Origin of the sequence: Paraburkholderia sp. USG1 (assembly GCF_031570135.1) — a bacterium.
GTDB classification, from domain to species: Bacteria; Pseudomonadota; Gammaproteobacteria; order Burkholderiales; family Burkholderiaceae; genus Paraburkholderia; species Paraburkholderia dioscoreae.
Window position 1 is genome coordinate 82,709 of record NZ_JAMWXW010000016.1, and the last position, 20,208, is coordinate 102,916.

Genomic DNA, 20,208 nt, shown 5'->3' on the forward strand with positions numbered 1-20,208 from the left:
GATGGTCCTTGGAAACCGGCTAAAGGGAAACAGGGAAGCACGGGAGCGCGGCCCGCCCGCGGCAGGTGCCGCGCGCTTCATGGCGCCGGGCGGCTAGTCTTCCTCGACACTGCCCTTCCCGAGTTCGGCCTTGAGGACGAAGCTGTTCGAGGCGGCATATTTTTGCCCCGGCCGAAGTCCTGTCACGACTTCGACGACCTTGTCGTCACGGCGTCCGGTCTGAACGGCCTGCGCCACAAAACCTCCGCGCGACTGCACGAAGACGGCGGGCGAGCCGTCGATGTCCTGCAGCGCGTCGGCCGCCACGGCGAGCGGCACGCTTTGTCTGCCGGCGTCCACCGACACATTGACGAACATGCCGGGCCGCCACGCTCCGTCGGGATTGGGCAATACCACGCGCGCCGGCGCAGTGCGCGTCTGCTCGCCGAGCAGCGCGCCGACATAGGCAATCGGCCCGCTGGACTTCGATTCGAATGCAGTGGCGCTGACGGTGGCGTCCCGGCCGACCCGCACATCGTTCAGGCGCTGCGCCGGCACCGCCATCTCGGCCCACACGGACGAAAGGTCGGAGAGAACGAAGAGTCTGGCATCGGCCGCGACCGCCTCACCGGGCGTGGCATGCTTCTCGACCAGCGTGCCGGCAAACGGCGCGCGCAATTCGTAGCGGTTCAATGCGCCGGCAGCCGCCGGTGCATTCAGCGCAGCGAGCTTCGCGCGGGCGTTCTGCGCGGCGATTTCGGCTTCGCGCAATTGAACCTGCGCCTGCAGATAGTCCTGCTCGGCCGAGATGCGTTCCTGCCACAACGTCTTCTCGCGCGCGTACGACGTTCTCGCCGCGGCGAGGCGGCGCTCCGCGGTCAGCAATTCGCTCCTGCGGTCGGCAAGATCGGTGCTGGCAATCACTGCCAGCACTTGCCCCAGCTCGACTTTCTCGCCGGTCGAAACGCTGACCCGCTCCACGATGCCCGCCACCCGCGGTACCACGTGGGCCGTGCGGTCCTCGTTGAACCTGATTTCGCCGGGAAGCTGGAAGGTCGTGAGAACCTGGGCAGGACCGGCCTCGCCGAGGCGAATCCTGGCCGCCTCGATTTGCGCCGCACTGAGCGCGATCGCTCCATCGGCCCGCGAAAAAACGAACGACGCGGACTGCGCGCGCCACTTGAGTTGAATGGCTGCATCGAATACGTGAGGCATGCCGATCGGTTCGGCGGACGTCCACTTCTGGCCTGTCGGCACGAACTGGAGGGGCCGCTTCGAACCGTCGTAGCGGGTGATGGAACCTGAAACGGCCACGTCTTTATCCGCGGGCTTGCCGTCGACAAGAGGATAGACGACGAGGCGTGCATCCCCCGGCTTCTCGGACAGGACGATTTCGACGGACAGGGCGCCTTCCCTGAACACGGCGCCGCCGTACCGGCCGGGCGAACCCTGCGCAGTCGCCGAGGTATCGGCGGCAGCCGCAGCGCCGCCGCCATTCGACGACTCGCGCGTCAACGCGAATGCGGCGAGCGCGATGCTCACGCTGCCAAGGGTCGCCACAGCGGCGACGATGAGTTTTCTGCGCGGCATGACGAATCCTTTCAAGGTAGGCGGGGCGTTGAGTCACCAATGTCGTTCAAGGGAACGCCGACAAGCCGTCCAATATCGGCGTAGGCAAGGTGCGCATCCGTCAATGCCTGCACGTATTGCGACTGGCCCTGGAACAACGTGCGCTGCGCGTCCAGCACATCCAGAAAGCCGAACTTGCCGAGTTCGTAGCCGCGCGACATGGCGTCGAGCGCCTCACGCGCGGCCGGCAACACGTCGGCTTTCAGGCGTCGTGCTTCCAGGCTCGATCTCTCGTAGTTGGCGTATGCCTGCGTTAATTCCAGCTGCAGTCGTGCCGTTTCGCTGTCGAACTCGGCGCTCGCCTTCCCGGCTTTGTGAATCGATTCGAGCAGCGCGCCCTTGTTGGTATCGAACAGCGGAAGCGGAATGGACACGCCGACCACCGCCTGGTTGCCGGGAACCCCGCCCGTCACGACCCGCTTCATGCCGACGCTGAAGGTGACATCGGGAATGCGCCTCGCGCGCTCCACGGAAATGGCGGCGTTGGCCCGAAGCGTCTCGGCCTTCGCCGCGCGCGCAAGCGGCGCGTCGGACAGTTGCGGCAGGAGTTGGGCAAGCGGCCCGACCACCGGCACGCTCTCGATGTCGCCGCTAACGGGGCGTCCCCGCACGAGCGGACTGCCCGTCACGTTCGCGAGCTTCTCCGCGGCAATCGTCAACCGCGCGGCGGCGTTGGCCTGTTCGATCTGAACGCCGGTCGCGGCGACCCGCGCCTTCGTTGCCTCGACCGGCGACACCTTGCCGGCCCGCGCGCGCTTTTCCGCCAGTTCCGCCGACCTCGCCGCGATATCGGCGGACTCCTGGGCGACCCGCAACTGGCGTTGCGCCGCAAGCAATCCGTAAAACGCGGCGATGACGTCCGAGCGCAGCGCGGCCCCGCGCGCGTCGAGCGACGCGAGCGCCACTTCACGCCCATAGGAAGCGACGTCCAGCCGCGCCTGACGCTTGCCGCCGAACTCCACGGTCTGGTTGAGCAGCGCCGTGGAGGTACGCTCGGCGCCGCCGAACCCCTCCTGCAGCAGCGATATCTGCGGATTGGGCCGGGCCCCCGCCTGCATGAACGCCCCGCCCGATGCGTCCACGTCGGCACGCGCGCCGCGCAGCAAAGGGTTGTTCCCGGCGGCAATGCCCAGCGCCTCGTCGAGCGGCAAGGCGGCGCCCTCCTGTGGCAAGGCCTGCGCCGTCGGCGGCACAGGTGGAGGGCTCTGCGCAAGGCGCGCAGCCGTTTGTCCGTACGCCGTGCTCATCGCAGCAAGCGCAAGAACGGCAGCAAGGTTGCGGGTAAGCATGGGTGTGTGAGATGTTGACCAGGTGCAACCGATGCTACGGCGCTGCCGCAGTGCCAACATGGTGGAAATATGAGATTTTTGTCATCTTCGGTGCCGCCCGGACCGCCCGCGCCCTGATAATTACCCCACCCCAAACCCCGCCCAGTCTATGGAACCCCAATGAATCATCCGACAGCACAGCCCACCCCGTCCACCGTTCGCCGTGTCGCGTTTCTCGGTCTCGGCGTGATGGGTTATCCGATGGCCGGCCATCTCGCGAAAGCGGGCCTCGACGTGACCGTGTACAACAGGACCGCGTCGAAAGCGCAGCAATGGGTGTCCGAATACGGCGGCCGCGCCGCCGGCACGCCTCGGGAAGCCGCAGACGGGGCCGATCTGGTACTCGCCTGCGTCGGCAACGACGACGATCTGCGCAGCGTCACGCTCGGCGAGAACGGCGCGTTCGCCGGCATGGCGCCGGATACCGCGTTTGTCGATCACACGACAGCGTCCGCGAACGTGGCGCGCGAACTGGCCGAAGTCGCGAGCCGGAAGGGTCTGCACTTCATCGACGCGCCCGTGTCGGGCGGCCAGTCCGGCGCGCAGAACGGCAAGCTGACGATCATGTGCGGCGGCGAGCCGGCCGTCTTCGAGCAGGCGTCGCCGGTGCTCGCGCACTACGCGGCGGCCGTCACGCTGGTGGGTGCCGTCGGCGCCGGGCAACTGGCGAAGATGGTCAACCAGATCTGTATCGCCGGCATCGTCCAGGGACTCTCCGAGGCGATCAACTTCGGCCAGCTCGCGGGCCTCGACATGCCGCTCGTGCTGCAGGTGATCGGCAAGGGCGCGGCGGCCAGCTGGCAGATGGACAATCGCGGCAAGACCATGATCGACGGCAAGTTCGATTACGGCTTTGCCGTCGACTGGATGCGCAAGGATCTCGGCTTCTGTCTCGACGAAGCAAAGCGCAATGGCGCGTCGCTGCCCATGACGGCCCTCGTCGATCAGTTCTATGCGGACGTGCAGTCGCTCGGCGGCAACCGCTTCGACACCTCGAGCCTGATCTGGCGCCTGCGCGCGCTCAAGCCGGCAAAATGAGTCCGGCGGGCGCATGCGAAAGCAGCGCTCAAAGCCGCGCAATCCGCCCATGACGCCGCGCGACGAAGTGAAACGCCGGGAAAGCTAGCGCCGCAATTCGGAGACGATCTTCTCCGCCAGAAAATCACACGGCGGACGCTTCGAAGCGGTGCTGCGCGCCAGCACCATTTCGAGCGCGGGGATCTCGGGCAATCCCTGCGCACGCCCAAGCAGCGTGAAGTGCGCCGGGACTGCGCAGCGCGCGAGCGGCACAATGGCAAGCCCGGCTTCGGCCATCGACAGCAGCCCGAGCAGACTCGGACTTTCGTACGAGGTCCGATACGGAATCTTCGCGCGTTCGAGACTGCGGATCGCGTTCTCCCGCGCGACGCTGCCCGGCAGAAACACGGCGATCGGCAGCGGCCGCTCGCGCCAGATTTCATCGGCGCTCGGCGCCGCCGCCCATTCCATCGGCTCGAGCCGGATGAACTCGCCCGACAAACCCTTGACTCGCGTCGCGCACACCAGATCGACCGAACCGTCTTTCACCATCGGCGCCAATGCAACGCTCGGCAAACCGACGACCTGAATCTCCACCTTCGGATAGCTGGCGGAAAACTTCTTCAGAATGGGCGGCAATAGCGACGAAGCGTAGTCGTCCGGCACGCCGATACTCACGCGCCCGGTCACGTCCGGCCGAACCACCGCCGCCCACGCCTCGTCGCGCAATGCGAGCATGCGGCGAGCGTAAGTCAGCAGCACTTCGCCGTCCTGCGTCGGGATCACGCTTCTCGGCTTGCGCACGAACAGCGGCTTGCCGAGCGCGGTTTCGAGCGTCTTGATCTGCATGCTCACCGCCGATTGCGAGCGATGCACGACTTCCGCCGCCCGGCTGATGTTGCCAGTGTCGGCAACGGCGACAATCATGGTCATGACGTCCAGGTCGAGCGCTTTCAATGGGGTCTGGTATCAGAAAAGTAGATAGATTCAATCAATATTACGCGATTTTCTAAGGCAGCGACATCGGGCATAGTGGCCGCCAAGGAGCCAGTCAATGAATGCCCGTACCGATTTCTCAGTGCTTGCCGTAGCGGAACTGTCGTTTGCGACCATCGCATCGGGCATCTGCGTGCCGTATGTCGAGTGCGGAGAAGGCGAACCGCTGGTGTTCGTGCACGGCTCGCTTTGCGACTATCGCTACTGGAGCGCGCAGACCGCGGCGCTGTCGCAGCATTTCCGCTGCATCTCGGTGAGCTTGAGCCACTACTGGCCGGCCAACGAGGCTTGCATCCAGGGCGAGTTCGGCTGGCAGACGCATGTCGCCGAACTCGCCGAATTCATCGAGGCGATCGACCTCGGGCCCGTGCATCTGATCGGTCATTCGCGCGGCGGCTGCGTGGCGTTTCATGTCGCGCGCGAATATCCGCGGCTCGTGAAATCGCTGACGCTCGCGGACCCGGGCGGGCCGCTGCAGCTCGAAGGCATGCCGGACGCGTCGCTGCCGGGCGCGACCAATGTGCTGCGCGCACGCGTCGCCGACCTTATCGAGAGCCGGGAAATCGACGCGGGACTGGAGCTGTTCGTCGACTCGGTGAGCGCACCCGGATCGTGGCGCAAAAGTCCGGCGGCCTTCCGCACGATGGCAATCGACAACGCGGACACGCTGCCCAAGCAGTTCCGCGATCCCCTGCCCGCCTATTCCCACGAGGTGGCACGCGGCGTGAAATGCCGGACCTTGCTGATCGACGGGCAGCGCAGTCCCCGCATGTTCCGCAACAACGTCGACAAGCTCGCCGAATGGATCGGCTATGCGGAAAGGCAAACCATCGCCGGCGCGTCGCATGGAATGAACGTCTCGAATGCCGGCGCTTTCAACCGGCTCGTGCACGCGTTCGTCAGCTTCTGATTCCCTTTCCGTATGTTTGCCGACGCCACCCGCGCGTCGGGCAGCGGCTCGCCGCGCGCCTCCTGCCATTCCTGCTGGAAGCGTCGCCGTACGGACTTACCCGAATGCAATTAAGTATCAGTTTGCGGCTCGATTTTCAGTGGCGACATCTTCCCAGCAAGGCTAACTTTCTCCCATAGCCAGGTGCAATGCGTTGTGCGCGAACCGCGCCCAAAAAAATAGACCGGCTCAGGAGGAAGACAGATGCACACCACTCTGGGTACCGCCGCGCATGCGGATGCCCGCTGCGCCAAAATCGTCCCGCCGGATCTGGAACTGGTCGCCGTGCCGCGCGACGAGTCGTTCAAGGTCTGGTCGCACGGTTATCCCTATCGCACGGTGCGCTGGCACTTCCATCCCGAATACGAAATCCAGCTGATTACATCGACCACGGGCAAATACTTCGTCGGCGATTACATCGGCAACTTCGCGCCGGGCAATCTCGTGATGGTGGGATCGAACCTGCCGCACAATTGGGTCAGCAATGTACCGCGCGGCGATCGGGTGGACGAACGCTGTCTGATCCTGCAGTTCGATGTCGAGTTCATCGCGCGCGCCATCCAGGCGCTGCCTGAACTCAAGCGCGTGGAGCCCTTGCTCGACGCTTCCCGCTGGGGTTTGCTGTTCTCGCCCGAAACGGGCGCCGCCGCCGAGCCGATCATGCGCGAGATGCTGGGTGCGCAAGGCATGCGGCGCATCACGCTGTTTCTCGCGTTATTCGATCTGCTCGTGCAAAGCTCAGCGCCCCTCAAGCTGGCGAGCGCCGCTTACCGTGCCGATCCCGCGCGCTATGCCGAGACGCGCATCAATCACGTGCTTTCGTACATTGGCAAAAATCTGTCGCAAGAGCTGCGCGAAACGGAATTGGCCGAACTCGCGAGACAGAGCGTCAGCGCCTTCTCGCGATTCTTCCGCCGCCATACCGGCGTGCCGTTCGTACAGTACGTGAACCGGCTGCGCATCAATCTCGCGTGCCAGTTGCTGATGTCGGACGAGCTGACTATCACCGATATCTGCTACCAGGTCGGATTCAATAACCTGTCCAATTTCAACCGCCAGTTCCTGTTGCTGAAGAACATGCCGCCCTCGCGATGGCGTGCCTTCCAGCAGCTCAATGCGGCGAGCGCAACTGAATCCCCGGACGCCGCCGCGCCCGCCTCGCGGGCGTTCGGCTAGCACGCGGCTCGGCCGGCATCGAGTGATTCATAGCCGCGCTCATGCAACGCAGGCGCATGACCGGCACTTATCCGGACACCACCGGCGAAACAATCCACTTCACGAGAAGGCTCACCCGAAGCCCAAACACGGCAGCAGCTACGCCGGAATTTTTCTAAAAAATGGAGACATGCGATGACCAGACTTTCGAACCAACTCATCGGCGCCAGCGCCCTGAGCCTGAGCTTGCTGGGCGGCACGGCCGCGTTGGCCGCGCCCAGCGGCACGGTCGCTTTCCTGATGCCCGACCAGGCCTCGACGCGCTACGAACAGCATGACTTCCCCGGCTTCAAGACCGAGATGGGCAAACTCTGCCCCGACTGCAAGGTGCTCTACCAGAACGCCAATGCCGACGTCGCGACACAACAGCAGCAGTTCAACTCGGTGATCGCGCAGGGCGCCAAGGTGATCGTCCTCGACCCGGTCGACTCGACGGCCGCGGCCTCGCTGGTCCATATGGCGCAAAGCCAGGGGATCAAGGTCATCGCCTACGACCGGCCGGTGCCTTCGACGCCCGCCAACTACTACGTGTCGTTCGACAACGAAGGCATCGGCAAGGCTATCGCGCAGTCGCTCGTCCAGCATCTGAAGGAGACAGGCGTGCCGACCACCAAAGGCGGCGTGCTCGAAGTCAACGGTTCGCCGACCGACGCGGCCGCCGGCCTGATCAAAAAGGGCATCCACGCCGGCTTGCAGGGCAGCGGCTACAAAACGCTGGCCGAGTACGACACGCCCGAGTGGGCGCCGCCGAAGGCCCAGCAGTGGGTGAGCGGACAGATCACCCGCTTCGGCTCGCAGATCGTCGGCGTGGTGGCCGCCAACGACGGCACGGGCGGCGGCGCCGTCGCGGCGTTCAAGGCAGCCGGCGTCAATCCGGTGCCGCCCGTGACCGGCAACGATGCGACGCTCGCGGGACTGCAGCTGATCATCGCGGGCGACGAATACAACACTATCCTGAAGCCGAGCGAGATCGTCGCGGCGGCGGCGGCGAAGGTGGCGGTCGGCTTCCTGTCCGGCCAGACGCCGAAGGGCGAAACGACGCTCTTCAATACGCCGTCGCAGCTCTTCAAGCCCGCGGTCATCACGGCGAAGAACCTCAAGGCCGAGGTCGTGGACAAGGGCTTCGCGAGCGGCAAGGATCTGTGCACCGACCGCTATGCCGAAGGATGCAAGAAGCTGGGCATCGCGTACTGATCCGCACGCATCCAACGCCAGCTCGCGAAAGAAACGCGAGGCATTCCCCGGACGGACCCGGCGCGAGCCGGGTCGCTCAACTCCTGACTAGGTATCCGTCCCATGACTGACAACGCCACAACCCGGTCCACGCGCGGCGAACTGGTGCTGAGCCTGCGCGGCGTCTCGAAGCACTTCGGAGCGGTCTCGGCCCTGACGGACATCGAGCTCGACGTACATGCCGGCGAAGTGGTCGCCCTGGTGGGCGACAACGGCGCCGGAAAATCGACACTGGTGAAGGTGCTCGCCGGAGTCCACCAGCCCAGCGCCGGCACCATCACCTTCGGCGGCAAGGAGGTCACGCTGCCCGATCCGGGCGCGGCGCTCGATCTGGGCATCGCCACGGTGTTCCAGGATCTCGCCCTATGCGAAAACCTGGACGTCGTCGCCAACATCTATCTCGGCCGCGAACTGAATCCGCTGCGCCTCGACGAGGTCGCGATGGAGGTGAAGGCCTGGACGCTTCTGAACGAACTGTCGGCGCGCATTCCCAGCGTGCGCGACGTGGTCGCCTCGCTGTCGGGCGGGCAGCGCCAGACCGTGGCGATCGCGCGCTCGCTGCTGCTGGATCCGAAGCTGATCATGCTCGACGAACCGACGGCGGCGCTGGGCGTGGCCCAGACCGCCGAGGTGCTGAACCTGATCGAGCGTGTGCGCGACCGTGGTCACGCCGTCATCATGATCAGCCACAACATGGAGGACGTGCGCGCCGTGGCGGACCGGATCGTGGTGCTGCGGCTTGGCCGCAACAACGGCGTGTTCTATCCCGACTCGTCGAATGAAGAACTGGTGGCCGCGATCACCGGCGCGACCGAAAACGCCGTGTCGCGCCGCGCCGGCCGGCGCCAGGCCGAACAGGGCGCGTGGACAAAGGAATGATCATGAGCAAGGAAATGCAAGGCGTTGCGCAGCCTGAACCGCAACGCGAGCCCCAGCCGTCCGCGCTGCTCGATCGCAGCGATATCCGCGTGAAGCACGCCACCGGGATCGGCGGCACCATTGCCGAATTCGTCGAACGGGTGCGTTCGGGCGATCTGGGATCGTTGCCGGTCGTGGCGGGCCTGATCATCATCTGGACCGTGTTCACCAGCCTGAACCCGGTGTTCCTCTCGGCCGACAACCTGGTGAATCTGCTGTTCGACTGCTCGACGGTCGGCGTGATCTCGCTCGGCATCGTCTGTGTGCTGATGGTGGGACAGATCGATCTCTCGGTGGGTTCGATGAGCGGCTTCGCTTCGGCGCTCGTCGGCATGCTGTGGGTCAATCACGGCTGGCCTGTGCTGCTGGCCATCGTCGCGGCGATTGCCGTCGGCGCGCTGGTCGGCGCGGTGTATGCGCTGCTGCTCAACCGGCTCGGCATGCCGAGCTTCGTCGCGACACTGGCCGGGCTGCTCGCGATCCTCGGCATGCAACTGTATGTGCTCGGCGCCACCGGATCGATCAATCTGCCCTACGGCTCGGCGATCGTGAACCTCGGGCAACTCATCATCATCCCCCCCGTGGTTTCGTATCTCCTTGCGCTGGCGCCAGGCGCGGTCATGCTGGCGCTCGGGCTGCGCACGCGCGAGCGGCGCCGCGCGTTCCATCTCTCCGCGCCCTCGGTAGGCAGCCTGCTCGCACGCGCCCTCGCCATCACGGTCCTTCTGGAAGCCGTGGTGGCCTACCTCAACCAGGGACGAGGCGTCCCGCTGATGTTCGGCGTCTTCCTCGGACTCTCGGTCGCAATGGACTATGCGCTCAAGAGAACCCGTTGGGGCCGCTCGATGCACGCGGTCGGCGGCAATCACGAGGCCGCGCGGCGGGCGGGCATCAAGGTCGGCGCGATCTATACCAGTGCGTTCGTGCTGTGCGCCAGTCTGGCCGCGCTCGGCGGCGTGCTGACCGCGGCGCGGCTCGCCTCGGCCAGCCAGCAGGCCGGCAGTGGCGACGTGAACCTGAACGCCATCGCGGCGGCGGTGATCGGCGGCACGAGCCTGTTCGGCGGACGCGGCAGCGCGTATTCGGCGGTGCTGGGCATCATCGTGATCCAGTCGATCGCCAGCGGGCTGACGCTACTGAACCTGTCGTCGTCCCTGCGCTTCATGATCACCGGCGCGGTGCTGGCGATCGCGGTGATCGTCGACTCGCTCGCCCGGCAGTCGCGCGTCTCGCACGGCCGCGCGTAATTACAGCACTCCAGGAGAACAGTGAATGACTGAATCCATCAAGGGAAAGGTTGCCGCCATCACGGGCGCGGCATCGGGCATCGGCCTCGAATGCGCGCGCACACTGATCGCGGAAGGCGCGAAGGTCGTGCTGATCGACCGTGCAAAGGACAAGCTCGAGCAACTCTGCGCGGAACTGGGACCGAACGCGCTGCCGCTGGTGGTGGATCTGCTGCAGCCGCAGGAGGTTGCCGCGCTGCTGCCGCCAATCCTCGCACTCGCCGGCGGCCTCGACATCTTCCATGCGAATGCCGGCGCGTACGTCGGCGGCGACGTGCTGGACGGCAATCCGGACGAGTGGGATCGCGTGCTGAACCTGAACGTGAATGCCGCGTTCCGATCGGTCCACGCCGTGCTGCCGCACATGGTCGCGCAGAAATCGGGCGACATTATCTTTACCAGCTCCATCGCCGGAATCGTGCCGGTGGTGTGGGAGCCGATCTATACGGCGTCCAAGTTCGCGGTGCAGGCCTTCGTCCACACGACGCGGCGCCAACTCGCCAAACACGGCGTGCGAGTCGGCGCGGTCGCTCCCGGTCCCGTGGTGACGGCCCTGCTCGACGACTGGCCGAAAGCGAAGATGGATGAAGCACTCGCGTCGGGCAGCCTGATGCAGCCCAGCGAGGTCGCCGATGCAGTGCTCTTCATGCTGACGCGGCCGCGCAACGTGACTATTCGCGATCTCGTTATCCTTCCCAACAACGTCGATCTGTGAAACGCTCGACGTGCGCGGGTCCGGTGCGGCCCGCAGTCGATGCGCAGCACCATCCCTAACCAGACAGCGAACAGGCAGCAAGCTATGACTTCAGAACACCCGACCTCCGGCGCGGCAGACAGCGCGCGCGACGAGCGCTATGTGATCGGCGTGGACGTTGGCACCGGCAGCGCCCGGGCCGGCCTATTCGATCTTGCCGGCCGCATGGTGGCGTCGGCAAAGCGCGACATCACGCTGTTCCATGCGAGCGGTTCCATCGTCGAGCAGTCGAGCGGCGAAATCTGGAAGGCTGTCTGCGATTCCGTGAAAGACGCCCTGTCGCAGGCCGCGGTCTCGCCCGATCAGGTCGCCGGCATCGGCTTCGACGCCACCTGTTCGCTCGTCGTGCTGGGCGCGGGCGGCCAGCCGTTGCCGGTGGGTCCGTCGGAGCAGGCGGAGCGCGACATTATCGTCTGGATGGATCACCGCGCCGTGGCGCAGGCGGAGCGCATCAACGCGACGGGTCACGAGGTGCTGAACTATGTCGGCGGCAGGATCTCGCCGGAAATGGAGACGCCGAAGCTGCTATGGCTTCTCGAGAACAGGCCGGCCGTCTTCGCGGCGGCATGGCAGTTCTTCGATCTGCCCGACTTCCTGACCTGGCGCGCAACCGGCGACCTGTCCCGATCGACCTGCACGGTCACCTGCAAGTGGACCTATCTCGCGCACGAGCGGCGCTGGGACGAGAGCTACTTTCGCAGCGTCGGCCTTGGCGTGCTGGCCGACGAAGCCTTCGCGCGCATAGGCCAAACGGTCGTCGATCCGGGTACGCCGCTCGGAAGTGGGCTGACCGCGGACGCCGCCGCGCAGCTCGGCCTGCGCACCGGCACGCCGGTCGCCACCGGCGTGATCGACGCCCATGCCGGCGGCATCGGCACGGTCGGCGCGGATGGCGATCCCGAGGCCTGCCTCGCCTACGTGTTCGGCACCTCGTCGTGCACGATGACCACGACGCGCAGTCCGGTCTTCGTGCCCGGGGTGTGGGGACCGTACTTTTCGGCGATGGTGCCGGATGCATGGCTCAACGAGGGTGGTCAATCGGTAGCGGGCGCGGCGATCGAACGGCTGCTCGCGATGCATCCCGCGGCCGCCGAGGCAAGGCGCCGCGCGGAACACGAAGGCCAGTCGTTGCCGGCAATGCTCGCCGCCCTCGCCGTGCAGGCGGCAGACAGTCTGTCGCAAGCGGCAGTGCTCGCCGACGGTCTGCATGTGGTCCCGGAGTTTCTGGGCAACCGTGCTCCGCTGGCCGACCCGCACGCCCGAGCCGTGATTGCGGGTCTCGGCATGGAAGACGACCTGGACAGTCTGGTCGCGCTCTACATTGCCGGCATTTGCAGCATCGGCTACGGGCTTCGCCAGATCATCGAGGCGCAGGCGAACGCCGGTGCGCCGATCGCGCGGGTGGTGATCAGCGGCGGCGCGGGACGGCTCGATCTCGTTCGGCAACTGCTCGCGGATGCGACGGGCAAGCCCGTGCTCGCCACCCAGGCGGAAGAGCCCGTGCTGCTGGGTGCCGCGATGCTGGGAGGCGTAGCGGGCGGCCAGTTCGGCGACGTGCGCTCGGCAATGGCCAGAATGTCGCAGATCAGCAAGACCTATAAGCCGGGCTCCGGCGAGATCGCGGGACTACACGAGGCACGGTATCGCGCCTTCCTGAAGTTGCAAAGCGTGGCCAGAGAAATCCGCTAGTCCTACCCACGGCGAGGACGGCGGCGCGTTGGGCGAGATGCCTTTACAATCCGCACTTCGATCCGACAACCGTGATACGCGCCATGAAATACCTTCTTGCATCGACACTCGCGGTAGTCATCGCAGCCGCGAGCGTAACGGCGAACGCCGACACATCCGTGGGCGGCGATACGCCCAAACAGGAATGCGCCATTGGGTATGTCACCGGTATTGGTGGTGCGGCACAGAGTTTTCGCGAGTACCTTGCCACGCCGGACAGAGACAAATTTCGCTACCTCGCGGACAACCCGATCCAGTGCAAGGTCTCCGACGAGGGCCGCGCGTCGGGCTGTACCGGCATCACGAGCCTTCGGCATGAAGAGGTCAGCGTGTACGACGACATCGACAGCACGACGATGGCCGTGGTCGCGCGTGTCGAACTCGACCGGGGAACATACCCCGTGATTATCGTCGTGCAAAAGCGCGACGTGCAGTGCAAGGAGCAGTAGTCACGCGCTCGCCGCGCTGACCGGTAGCGATTCTTTTTGCCGGGCCGTTCGGCCTGTCAGTGTCAGTAAGGCGCCCCCTCGAATTTGTCGGCGAGAAAGTCGATGAACGACCGGACCTTGGACGATACCGTTTTCTTCCGCGGATAAACCGCCCAGATCGATGCCTCTTCGCGCGACGAACGGATCTCCCAGTCCGGCAGGATGTTCGTGAGACGGCCGTCGCCGAGCGGCTCGTACGCCAGCCAGTTGGGCAGCAACGCGATCCCTCTTCCGGCCAGCGCGACTGCAAGCAGCGCGTCGGTATCGTCGAGGGTGAGGCGGCCATTCACCGTCGCCTTCTGCCACTCCGCCGCCGTATCGTTGCGGGGCCTGACGTACCAGACATTTCCCACTGTTCGCGAGAACATCAGGCAGGCGTGATCCTTCAGCGCGCCGGGCGTGACCGGTACGCCGCATGCCTTGGCATACGCAGGCGCCGCGCACGCCACCTCGCGGTGCGGCGCAAGTCGCCGGGCCATCAGCGAAGAATCCTGCAACGCGCCTATGCGAATGCCGAGATCGATCTGTGACTCGATGAGATTGAGAATGTCGTCGGTGAAGATGGCCTCCACGTCGATATCGCGATACCGGTCCATGAATTCGCCGATGTGCGGTACAACGTGTTTCCGGCCGAACGAGACAGGCAGCGTGACACGCAAGACGCCCGAAGGGCTCTGATTGAGCGACGACGTCGCATCTCTCGCATCCTTCAACTGAGTCAGCACTTCCGAAACGCGGGCGTAGAAAACCTTGCCGCCTTCCGTGAGCGAGAGGCCGCGCGTCGACCGGTTAAAAAGCGCGATGCGCAGATCGGCCTCGAGTTCATTCAAGTGTCGCGACGCGGTCGACGTCTTGATGGACAGCTCCTGGGCTGCACGAGTGAGACTACCCAGTTCGGCTGCACGCACGAACGTCCGGACTGCTGCGAAGTAATCCATGTCGGAATCCAAGGTGGGCTGCGCCTGGGCGCGTCGGCCGGCGCTCGCTGTCAATGCCGGGTAGCTTACGATATCAGTTGCAATACCGGCAGCGTGCGTGATTCGAATGCGCATGCCGGAGAAGATGGCCGACAAGCAGCGCCTAGCCAATCCCGTCTGATCGGACAGCATGCACAACGTGCCGTGTCCTTTGCATTCGATTCACTCAAACGATGAGCCCGTCACGCATTGAAAGTGCGGAACGGGCTCGCTGAACAACAGCAGGGAGAGACTTCTCTATTGCTAGACGACAACTTGCCTATTTGGCAAAGCGAATGTCCAGCGCCCGCAGATAGGTTTGCAAACCTGCGTCCTGAATCGGAATCAGGCGGGCGTCTTTGTCCGATTCATTGAAGTGGGCGTGCCAGTATCCCGGCGGCGTCACGAACGCAAGGCCCGGCGCCCAATCAACCCGCGTTGCGTCCGCAATATTGCCTTGCTCGTCCAGCTCCGTGCCGACGAGGCTATAGCATCCCTGCGGACAGTCGACAATGAAGTCCAGCGCAATCGATTGATGACGGTGCGGCTTCTGAACCGATTTACCGGGAAGCAAACCGAACATGGCCCACAGCACATGCGTCACCGTGCGGGTCTGCGGAAAATTGGCGTTGCCCAGCAGAACGGAAATGCGGCTGCGAAGAGCGGCATGGGTATCTCTCGCGACTTTTTGCAGTTCGGCCTCTGCACGTTCCGCGGGGTACAAGGTCGGGTCAAAGCGCGGAGAAACCGAATCGACGCCAAGGTAAGTCAACAATGGCGCATCGTTGACGTAGTACAACGCGACGTCTTCGAGCGCCGAGATCGTGGACTCGATACCGCCGGGCAACGAGAAGAACGCGCCTTGCGTAAATGGAATAGTGTGGCCGCCCTGCACCGCCGATCCCGTCCCGCGAATCACATAGAAAATCTGCGAGGTGGCCAGCGGGTCCAGTTCGATCCGCTCTCCCTTCAGAACCCGCACGAAGTTCGCGATCAATCCCGGTCCGGTTGCCGGCGTGTCGCAGCCCAGCTCCGCTGAAAGATCCAGCGCGACCACGCGAGTCGGACCGTCGGCGTACAACTCGGCGGGGAACGTCTTGAAAGGAACGCGTGGAATCAGCTTCGCGCCAATCGGGTTGGCGGCCTTGGTGTATTCGAAGTATTGCGCGCTTTCGGTGACATCCGTGTCATCTGCCAGAAGTGCTGCGTCAGTGCGATCAAGCATGTTGTTTCTCCTGAAATCAAAGGTTTGCCAGCTCCGCTGTGTTTGCAGCGAAGTCGTGAAGTGAATTTACGTTCTGGCAAAACGCGCCGGTAGTACCGTCGGCGCAAATGAGTTTTCAGGTTTGGGGGCAAGGCAACCGGCCGCAGTTGTGGTTCCGTGACGAGGCGAGATTCGCTTGCAGGGATGCGCGCAAGTCACTGCGGGCTCAATGACCATGCTTTTTTAGCGCTCGCCGTGCGAACCATCTTCGCCAAGAGCCTTTAGCCGCCGGTACAGCGTGCGCTCGCTCATGCCGAGTTGTGCGGCGAGCTCCTTGCGCCGCCCCGCAAAATCCGCGGCCACATGAGCCAGTTCGGCGTCCGTGAGTTTCATGCGACCGAAATGGTGCAGCGGCGCAGCCGCTGGACTCGCCGACGACGCCCCGCCCCTGACCATATCCGGCAGATGTTCCGGGCGGATCACACCGTCGTCCGCCAGCAGGCTCGCGCGTTCGAGCACGTTGCGTAGCTCGCGGATGTTGCCCGGCCAGCTATAGGCGCACAGCCGGGCGAGCGCATCCGGCGCGACCGAGGTCTTGCGCAACGCCGCGCTGCGCCCGGAGGCGATGCGCTGCAGGGTCGAGTCCACCAGTAGCGGAATGTCGTCGGCACGGTCGCGCAGCGCCGGCAGGCGGATCGGGAACGCGCTGATCCGGAAATACAGGTCCGAGCGGAACTGTCCGGTCGCCAGCATCTGCTCGAGTGGCTTGTGAGTCGCGGCGACGAGCCGGAAGTCCGCGCGCTGCGTCTCGACGCTGCCGACGCGGCGGAACGCGCCCGTCTCGATGAGACGCAGCAGCTTGACCTGCATCGACAACGGCACGTCGCCTATTTCGTCGAGAAACAGCGTCCCGCCCTGCGCCGTTTCGACGAGTCCGGGCTTGCGGGTCGAGGCGCCCGTGAACGAGCCTTTCTCGTAGCCGAACAGTTCGCTCTCGAACAGCGTCTCCGTGATGCCGGAGCAATCGACCACGACGAACGGCCGTTGTGCCCGATCGCTTGCCTCGTGCAGCGCATGGGCGAACAGTTCCTTGCCGGTGCCGGACTCGCCGAGCAGCAGCACGGGCAACATCGACGGCGCGACGCGCTGCAATGCCGAGATCGCCTCGTTGAATGCGGGTGCGCGTCCGACCAGCCCGTCCACGCTTGGCCGCGCGGAGGCGCCTCGCACGGTGGAGAGCCGCTCGACATACGCGACGATCTCGAACCGGGTGTCGAAGATCGGCCGCAATTCCACGTCCACGTGTTCGGGGCCGCGCGGCGTGTGATGGATGTGCAGCACGCGATCCGCGCTGCGGGTATCGGACGCGCGCTTCATCGGACAATGCTCGCCGGCCTGATCGCACGGAACCTCGTAGTGGTGCGATACCTGATAGCAGCGGCGCCCCACGTGCGGCTGCCCCGCCACGCCGAACTGCCGCTGGTATGCGGTGTTGGCCGCAAGAATGCGGTAGTGCGGATCAAGCACGATCGATGGCTGCGGGTCGTATTCCAGATAGGACACGAGCGCGGCAATCTCGGGCGCGCCGGGCAGCGCAGGCGTCGAATCAGGCGCGGCGGTTGGAGGGGATGCGGACTCGGGCAGGGTCATGTCGCGGACCGGTCATATGTGTCGGAGAACAGGCACTATACGCGCCGACTGCCATTTCTGCCACGACTGCCATATGACAGTTCGTGGCAGTCGCACGTCGCACGTCCTTATATGCCCAAGCCGTTTCATAGCCCGCGTGCAAAGCATAAAAATCGATGTAGATCATGGATCTACAATCGCGGCGCGACGCGATGACCCGACTGGCACGGAACTTGACTCATGTCGCTCCCGAACGCTGCTGGACGTCCGTCCGGCAAAGAGGAACGACTGCAATGACCGCCAGCACATTTATCGTCGAAGGGTTCTTCGATCCGGCCACGTGGACCATCAGCTATCTGCTGCTGGATCCGCACACACGGCAATGCGCGCTGATCGACAGCGTGCTCGATTACGACCCGAAATCAGGGCGGACGCGAACCGCGTCGGCCGACCGGCTCGCCGCACGCGTCGAAGCGCTGGGCGCGAGCGTGCAATGGTTGCTGGAGACGCACGTGCACGCGGACCATCTGTCCGCCGCGCCGTATCTCAAGGAGCGGCTAGGCGGGCGAATCGCAATCGGCGAGCAGGTGACACGCGTCCAGCAGGTGTTCGGCACGCTCTTCAACGCCGGTTGTGGATTCGCCACCGACGGCTCGCAGTTCGATCATCTGTTCGCCGACGGCGAAACCTTCAGCCTGGGCCAACTGCAAGTGCGTGTGATGCACACGCCCGGCCACACGCCCGCGTGCGTGACCTACGTCGTGAGCGACGGCGACGATCACGCGGCGTTCGTCGGCGACACGCTCTTCATGCCCGACTACGGTACGGCCCGCTGCGATTTTCCGGGTGGCGACGCAGCCACGCTGTACCGCTCGATCAACCGCGTTCTCAGTCTGCCCCCCCAGACCCGCCTTTACATGTGCCACGACTATCAGCCGGGCGGCCGTCCGGTGCAATACGAGAGCTCCGTGGCGGACGAACGCGAGCACAACATTCACGTACGCGCAGGGACGCCCGAGCAGGCCTTTGTGGAAATGCGCAAGGCCCGCGATGCGACGCTCGACATGCCGGTCCTGATCCTGCCCTCCGTGCAGGTGAACATGCGCGCCGGCCATCTGCCCGAGCCCGAAAGCAACGGCGTTTCGTACATCAAGATTCCGGTGAATGCGCTTTAACGCAAGCGTTGACCATCGGCAGACCAGTTAGGAGAGGCAATGGAAATCAACAAGCTGACGGACGCGCTGAGCGTATCCCCGCAGATTCGGGTCGCCGACCTGCCCGCGTTGCGCGCGGCGGGCTTTCGCACCGTGATATGCAACCGTCCGGACGGCGAAGGCCCGGATCAGCCGACCTTCGCCGAAATCGCCGAGGCCGCGCGCGACGAAGGTATCGAGGCACGCTATCTGCCGGTCAAGTCGGGGATGGTGAGCGACAGCGACGCAGCGCTGTTCGGCGAACATCTGCGAAGTCTGCCGGGACCGGTGCTCGCGTATTGCCGCAGCGGCATGCGCTCGGCGACGCTGTGGGCACTCTCCTGCTCCTCCGGCAAGGCGTTCACCGAGATCGTCGGCGCCGGCAAAGCGGCCGGCTACGATCTGACCGGACTCGCCGGACGGATCGCGTCGCCCCTCGTGGTCTCACAGGAGCGGCACGATATCGTGATCGTGGGAGCCGGCGCCGCGGGTATCGCGACGGCGTCGAGCCTGCTCGCCCGCGCGCCCGGTCTGGATATCGCCGTGATCGACCCCGCCGAGACGCACTACTACCAGCCGGGCTGGACGATGGTCGGCGCGGGCGTGTTCCGGCCCGAGACGACGGCGCGCTCCATGCACGATGTGCTGCCGGGCAAGGTCCACTGGATCAAGGCCGCCGTGGCGGCGTTCGAGCCGGAAAACAACGCGGTGGTGCTTGAGGGCTGCCGCGTCGTCAGGTATAGCCAGCTGATCGTCTGCGCGGGACTCAAGCTCAACTGGAACGCGATCGAAGGATTGCCGCAGACACTCGGCCGCAATGGCGTGACCTCGAACTACCGCTACGACCTCGCCCCGTACACGTGGCGTCTGGTGCAGGAGCTGAAGGGCGGCCGCGCGCTCTTCACGCAGCCGCCGATGCCGATCAAATGCGCCGGGGCGCCGCAAAAGGCAATGTACCTGTCCTCCGATCACTGGCAGCGCAGCGGGCGGCTCGACGGCATCGACGTCGAGTTCTACAACGCGGGCGCGGTGCTGTTCGGCGTGGCCGACTACGTGCCGGCACTGATGAAGTACGTGGAGAGCTACGGCATCAAGCTGAATTTCGGATTCAACCTGAGCGCGATCGACGGCCGCGCGAAGCGCGCGACCTTCACGCGCACGGTTGCGGGCGGCCCTGCCGAAAGCTTCGAGACCGAATTCGACATGATTCACGTCGTGCCGCCTCAGACGGCGCCGGACTTTATCAGCGCCAGTCCGCTTGCCGACGCGGCGGGCTGGGTCGACGTGGACCAGATGACCCTGCGGCACAAGCGCTTTGACAACGTCTACGGGCTCGGCGACGTGACGAACACTCCGAACGCCAAAACAGCCGCCGCCGCCCGCAAGCAGGCGCCCGTCGTCGCGCACAACGTGCTCGTGGCGCTCGGCGGCATGTCGGGCGTTGCAACGTACGACGGATACGGTTCGTGCCCGCTCACGGTCGAGCGCGGCAAGATCGTGCTCGCCGAGTTTCTCTACGGCGGCAAGGTCGCACCGACGTTCCCCGCCTGGCTGATCGACGGCAAGCGTCCGTCGAGGCTCGCCTGGCTGCTGAAGGAGCGCATCCTGCCCCCGCTCTATTGGCGCGGCATGCTCAAAGGCAAGGAATGGCTGGCACATCCCCGGCTTGCCGAATGAACGGCGGATTGTCGTCAACCCTTCAAGGC

At 65.0% G+C, this 20,208-nt stretch carries 17 protein-coding genes; 11 read left to right on the forward strand and 6 right to left on the reverse strand.

All coding sequences use genetic code 11. The annotated features are described in order from the left end of the window. Positions 1 to 93 precede the first annotated feature (93 nt). Both NE850_RS21650 and NE850_RS21655 read right to left on the reverse strand, forming a co-directional pair. On the reverse strand, positions 94 to 1,569 hold the full coding sequence (locus NE850_RS21650; RefSeq protein ID WP_007178024.1) for an efflux RND transporter periplasmic adaptor subunit: 1,476 nt from the start codon (positions 1,567 to 1,569) through the stop codon (positions 94 to 96). Positions 1,570 to 1,580: 11 nt separating this feature from the next. Then, entirely contained in the window at positions 1,581 to 2,897 is a 1,317-nt protein-coding gene (locus NE850_RS21655) for a TolC family protein (RefSeq protein ID WP_007178025.1), read from the reverse strand. Positions 2,898 to 3,056: 159 nt separating this feature from the next. On the opposite strand from NE850_RS21655, the gene NE850_RS21660 reads away from it, so the two are divergent. Beyond that, complete coding sequence (locus tag NE850_RS21660; protein WP_007178026.1) at positions 3,057 to 3,974, forward strand: NAD(P)-dependent oxidoreductase; 918 nt, start codon at positions 3,057 to 3,059, stop codon at positions 3,972 to 3,974. Positions 3,975 to 4,058: 84 nt separating this feature from the next. On the opposite strand, the gene NE850_RS21665 is transcribed toward NE850_RS21660, so the two are convergent. Beyond that, complete coding sequence (locus NE850_RS21665; protein ID WP_007178027.1) at positions 4,059 to 4,880, reverse strand: LysR substrate-binding domain-containing protein; 822 nt, start codon at positions 4,878 to 4,880, stop codon at positions 4,059 to 4,061. A gap of 127 nt (positions 4,881 to 5,007) precedes the next feature. Here NE850_RS21665 and NE850_RS21670 point away from each other — a divergent pair, with 127 nt between their 5' ends. From NE850_RS21670 to NE850_RS21705, 8 genes are all read left to right on the forward strand, one after another. Then, positions 5,008 to 5,859 carry an alpha/beta fold hydrolase gene (locus tag NE850_RS21670; protein ID WP_007178028.1) on the forward strand — a complete coding sequence of 284 codons (852 nt, stop codon included), beginning with the start codon at positions 5,008 to 5,010 and terminating at the stop codon, positions 5,857 to 5,859. A gap of 243 nt (positions 5,860 to 6,102) precedes the next feature. After that, positions 6,103 to 7,074, forward strand: coding sequence for an AraC family transcriptional regulator (locus NE850_RS21675; RefSeq protein WP_310699390.1), 972 nt, complete (start codon positions 6,103 to 6,105; stop codon positions 7,072 to 7,074). 174 nt (positions 7,075 to 7,248) lie between these two features. Beyond that, positions 7,249 to 8,307, forward strand: a complete 1,059-nt coding sequence (locus NE850_RS21680) for a sugar ABC transporter substrate-binding protein (RefSeq protein WP_007178030.1) — start codon at positions 7,249 to 7,251, stop codon at positions 8,305 to 8,307. A 102-nt stretch (positions 8,308 to 8,409) separates the two neighbouring features. After that, positions 8,410 to 9,225, forward strand: a complete 816-nt coding sequence (locus NE850_RS21685; protein WP_007178031.1) for an ATP-binding cassette domain-containing protein — start codon at positions 8,410 to 8,412, stop codon at positions 9,223 to 9,225. 2 nt (positions 9,226 to 9,227) lie between these two features. Continuing rightward, entirely contained in the window at positions 9,228 to 10,511 is a 1,284-nt protein-coding gene (locus tag NE850_RS21690; RefSeq protein ID WP_310699391.1) for an ABC transporter permease subunit, read from the forward strand. Between the two features lie 25 nt (positions 10,512 to 10,536). Then, entirely contained in the window at positions 10,537 to 11,265 is a 729-nt protein-coding gene (locus tag NE850_RS21695) for an SDR family oxidoreductase (protein ID WP_007178033.1), read from the forward strand. Between the two features lie 84 nt (positions 11,266 to 11,349). Next, entirely contained in the window at positions 11,350 to 12,993 is a 1,644-nt protein-coding gene (locus tag NE850_RS21700; protein WP_007178034.1) for an FGGY-family carbohydrate kinase, read from the forward strand. Between the two features lie 83 nt (positions 12,994 to 13,076). Then, positions 13,077 to 13,481, forward strand: a complete 405-nt coding sequence (locus NE850_RS21705) for a hypothetical protein (protein WP_007178035.1) — start codon at positions 13,077 to 13,079, stop codon at positions 13,479 to 13,481. A gap of 62 nt (positions 13,482 to 13,543) precedes the next feature. On the opposite strand, the gene NE850_RS21710 is transcribed toward NE850_RS21705, so the two are convergent. The 3 genes from NE850_RS21710 to NE850_RS21720 form a co-directional block, all read right to left on the reverse strand. Continuing rightward, entirely contained in the window at positions 13,544 to 14,458 is a 915-nt protein-coding gene (locus tag NE850_RS21710; protein WP_035517353.1) for a LysR family transcriptional regulator, read from the reverse strand. Positions 14,459 to 14,756: 298 nt separating this feature from the next. Then, the gene (locus tag NE850_RS21715) at positions 14,757 to 15,701 is read right to left on the reverse strand and encodes a hypothetical protein (protein WP_007178037.1); all 945 of its coding nucleotides are present in this window, start codon (positions 15,699 to 15,701) and stop codon (positions 14,757 to 14,759) included. A 222-nt stretch (positions 15,702 to 15,923) separates the two neighbouring features. Continuing rightward, the gene (locus NE850_RS21720; RefSeq protein WP_007178038.1) at positions 15,924 to 17,330 is read right to left on the reverse strand and encodes a sigma-54-dependent Fis family transcriptional regulator; all 1,407 of its coding nucleotides are present in this window, start codon (positions 17,328 to 17,330) and stop codon (positions 15,924 to 15,926) included. Positions 17,331 to 17,602: 272 nt separating this feature from the next. Between NE850_RS21720 and NE850_RS21725 the strand changes: the two genes are divergently transcribed. Together NE850_RS21725 and NE850_RS21730 are read left to right on the forward strand one after the other, a co-directional pair. Beyond that, positions 17,603 to 18,484, forward strand: coding sequence for an MBL fold metallo-hydrolase (locus NE850_RS21725; protein ID WP_007178039.1), 882 nt, complete (start codon positions 17,603 to 17,605; stop codon positions 18,482 to 18,484). A 39-nt stretch (positions 18,485 to 18,523) separates the two neighbouring features. After that, positions 18,524 to 20,179, forward strand: coding sequence for a bifunctional protein tyrosine phosphatase family protein/NAD(P)/FAD-dependent oxidoreductase (locus NE850_RS21730; RefSeq protein WP_007178040.1), 1,656 nt, complete (start codon positions 18,524 to 18,526; stop codon positions 20,177 to 20,179). Positions 20,180 to 20,208: the final 29 nt, after the last annotated feature.

Coding starts and splice junctions, on each gene's coding strand:
- NE850_RS21730 (WP_007178040.1), top strand. CDS start 18,524: ATGGAAATCAACAAGCTGACGGACGCGCTGAGCGTATCCCCGCAGATT.
- NE850_RS21675 (WP_310699390.1), top strand. CDS start 6,103: ATGCACACCACTCTGGGTACCGCCGCGCATGCGGATGCCCGCTGCGCC.
- NE850_RS21670 (WP_007178028.1), top strand. CDS start 5,008: ATGAATGCCCGTACCGATTTCTCAGTGCTTGCCGTAGCGGAACTGTCG.
- NE850_RS21715 (WP_007178037.1), bottom strand. CDS start 15,701: ATGCTTGATCGCACTGACGCAGCACTTCTGGCAGATGACACGGATGTC.
- NE850_RS21690 (WP_310699391.1), top strand. CDS start 9,228: ATGAGCAAGGAAATGCAAGGCGTTGCGCAGCCTGAACCGCAACGCGAG.
- NE850_RS21655 (WP_007178025.1), bottom strand. CDS start 2,897: ATGCTTACCCGCAACCTTGCTGCCGTTCTTGCGCTTGCTGCGATGAGC.
- NE850_RS21660 (WP_007178026.1), top strand. CDS start 3,057: ATGAATCATCCGACAGCACAGCCCACCCCGTCCACCGTTCGCCGTGTC.
- NE850_RS21650 (WP_007178024.1), bottom strand. CDS start 1,569: ATGCCGCGCAGAAAACTCATCGTCGCCGCTGTGGCGACCCTTGGCAGC.
- NE850_RS21685 (WP_007178031.1), top strand. CDS start 8,410: ATGACTGACAACGCCACAACCCGGTCCACGCGCGGCGAACTGGTGCTG.
- NE850_RS21725 (WP_007178039.1), top strand. CDS start 17,603: ATGACCGCCAGCACATTTATCGTCGAAGGGTTCTTCGATCCGGCCACG.
- NE850_RS21680 (WP_007178030.1), top strand. CDS start 7,249: ATGACCAGACTTTCGAACCAACTCATCGGCGCCAGCGCCCTGAGCCTG.
- NE850_RS21710 (WP_035517353.1), bottom strand. CDS start 14,458: ATGGATTACTTCGCAGCAGTCCGGACGTTCGTGCGTGCAGCCGAACTG.
- NE850_RS21665 (WP_007178027.1), bottom strand. CDS start 4,880: ATGATTGTCGCCGTTGCCGACACTGGCAACATCAGCCGGGCGGCGGAA.
- NE850_RS21705 (WP_007178035.1), top strand. CDS start 13,077: ATGAAATACCTTCTTGCATCGACACTCGCGGTAGTCATCGCAGCCGCG.
- NE850_RS21700 (WP_007178034.1), top strand. CDS start 11,350: ATGACTTCAGAACACCCGACCTCCGGCGCGGCAGACAGCGCGCGCGAC.
- NE850_RS21695 (WP_007178033.1), top strand. CDS start 10,537: ATGACTGAATCCATCAAGGGAAAGGTTGCCGCCATCACGGGCGCGGCA.
- NE850_RS21720 (WP_007178038.1), bottom strand. CDS start 17,330: ATGACCCTGCCCGAGTCCGCATCCCCTCCAACCGCCGCGCCTGATTCG.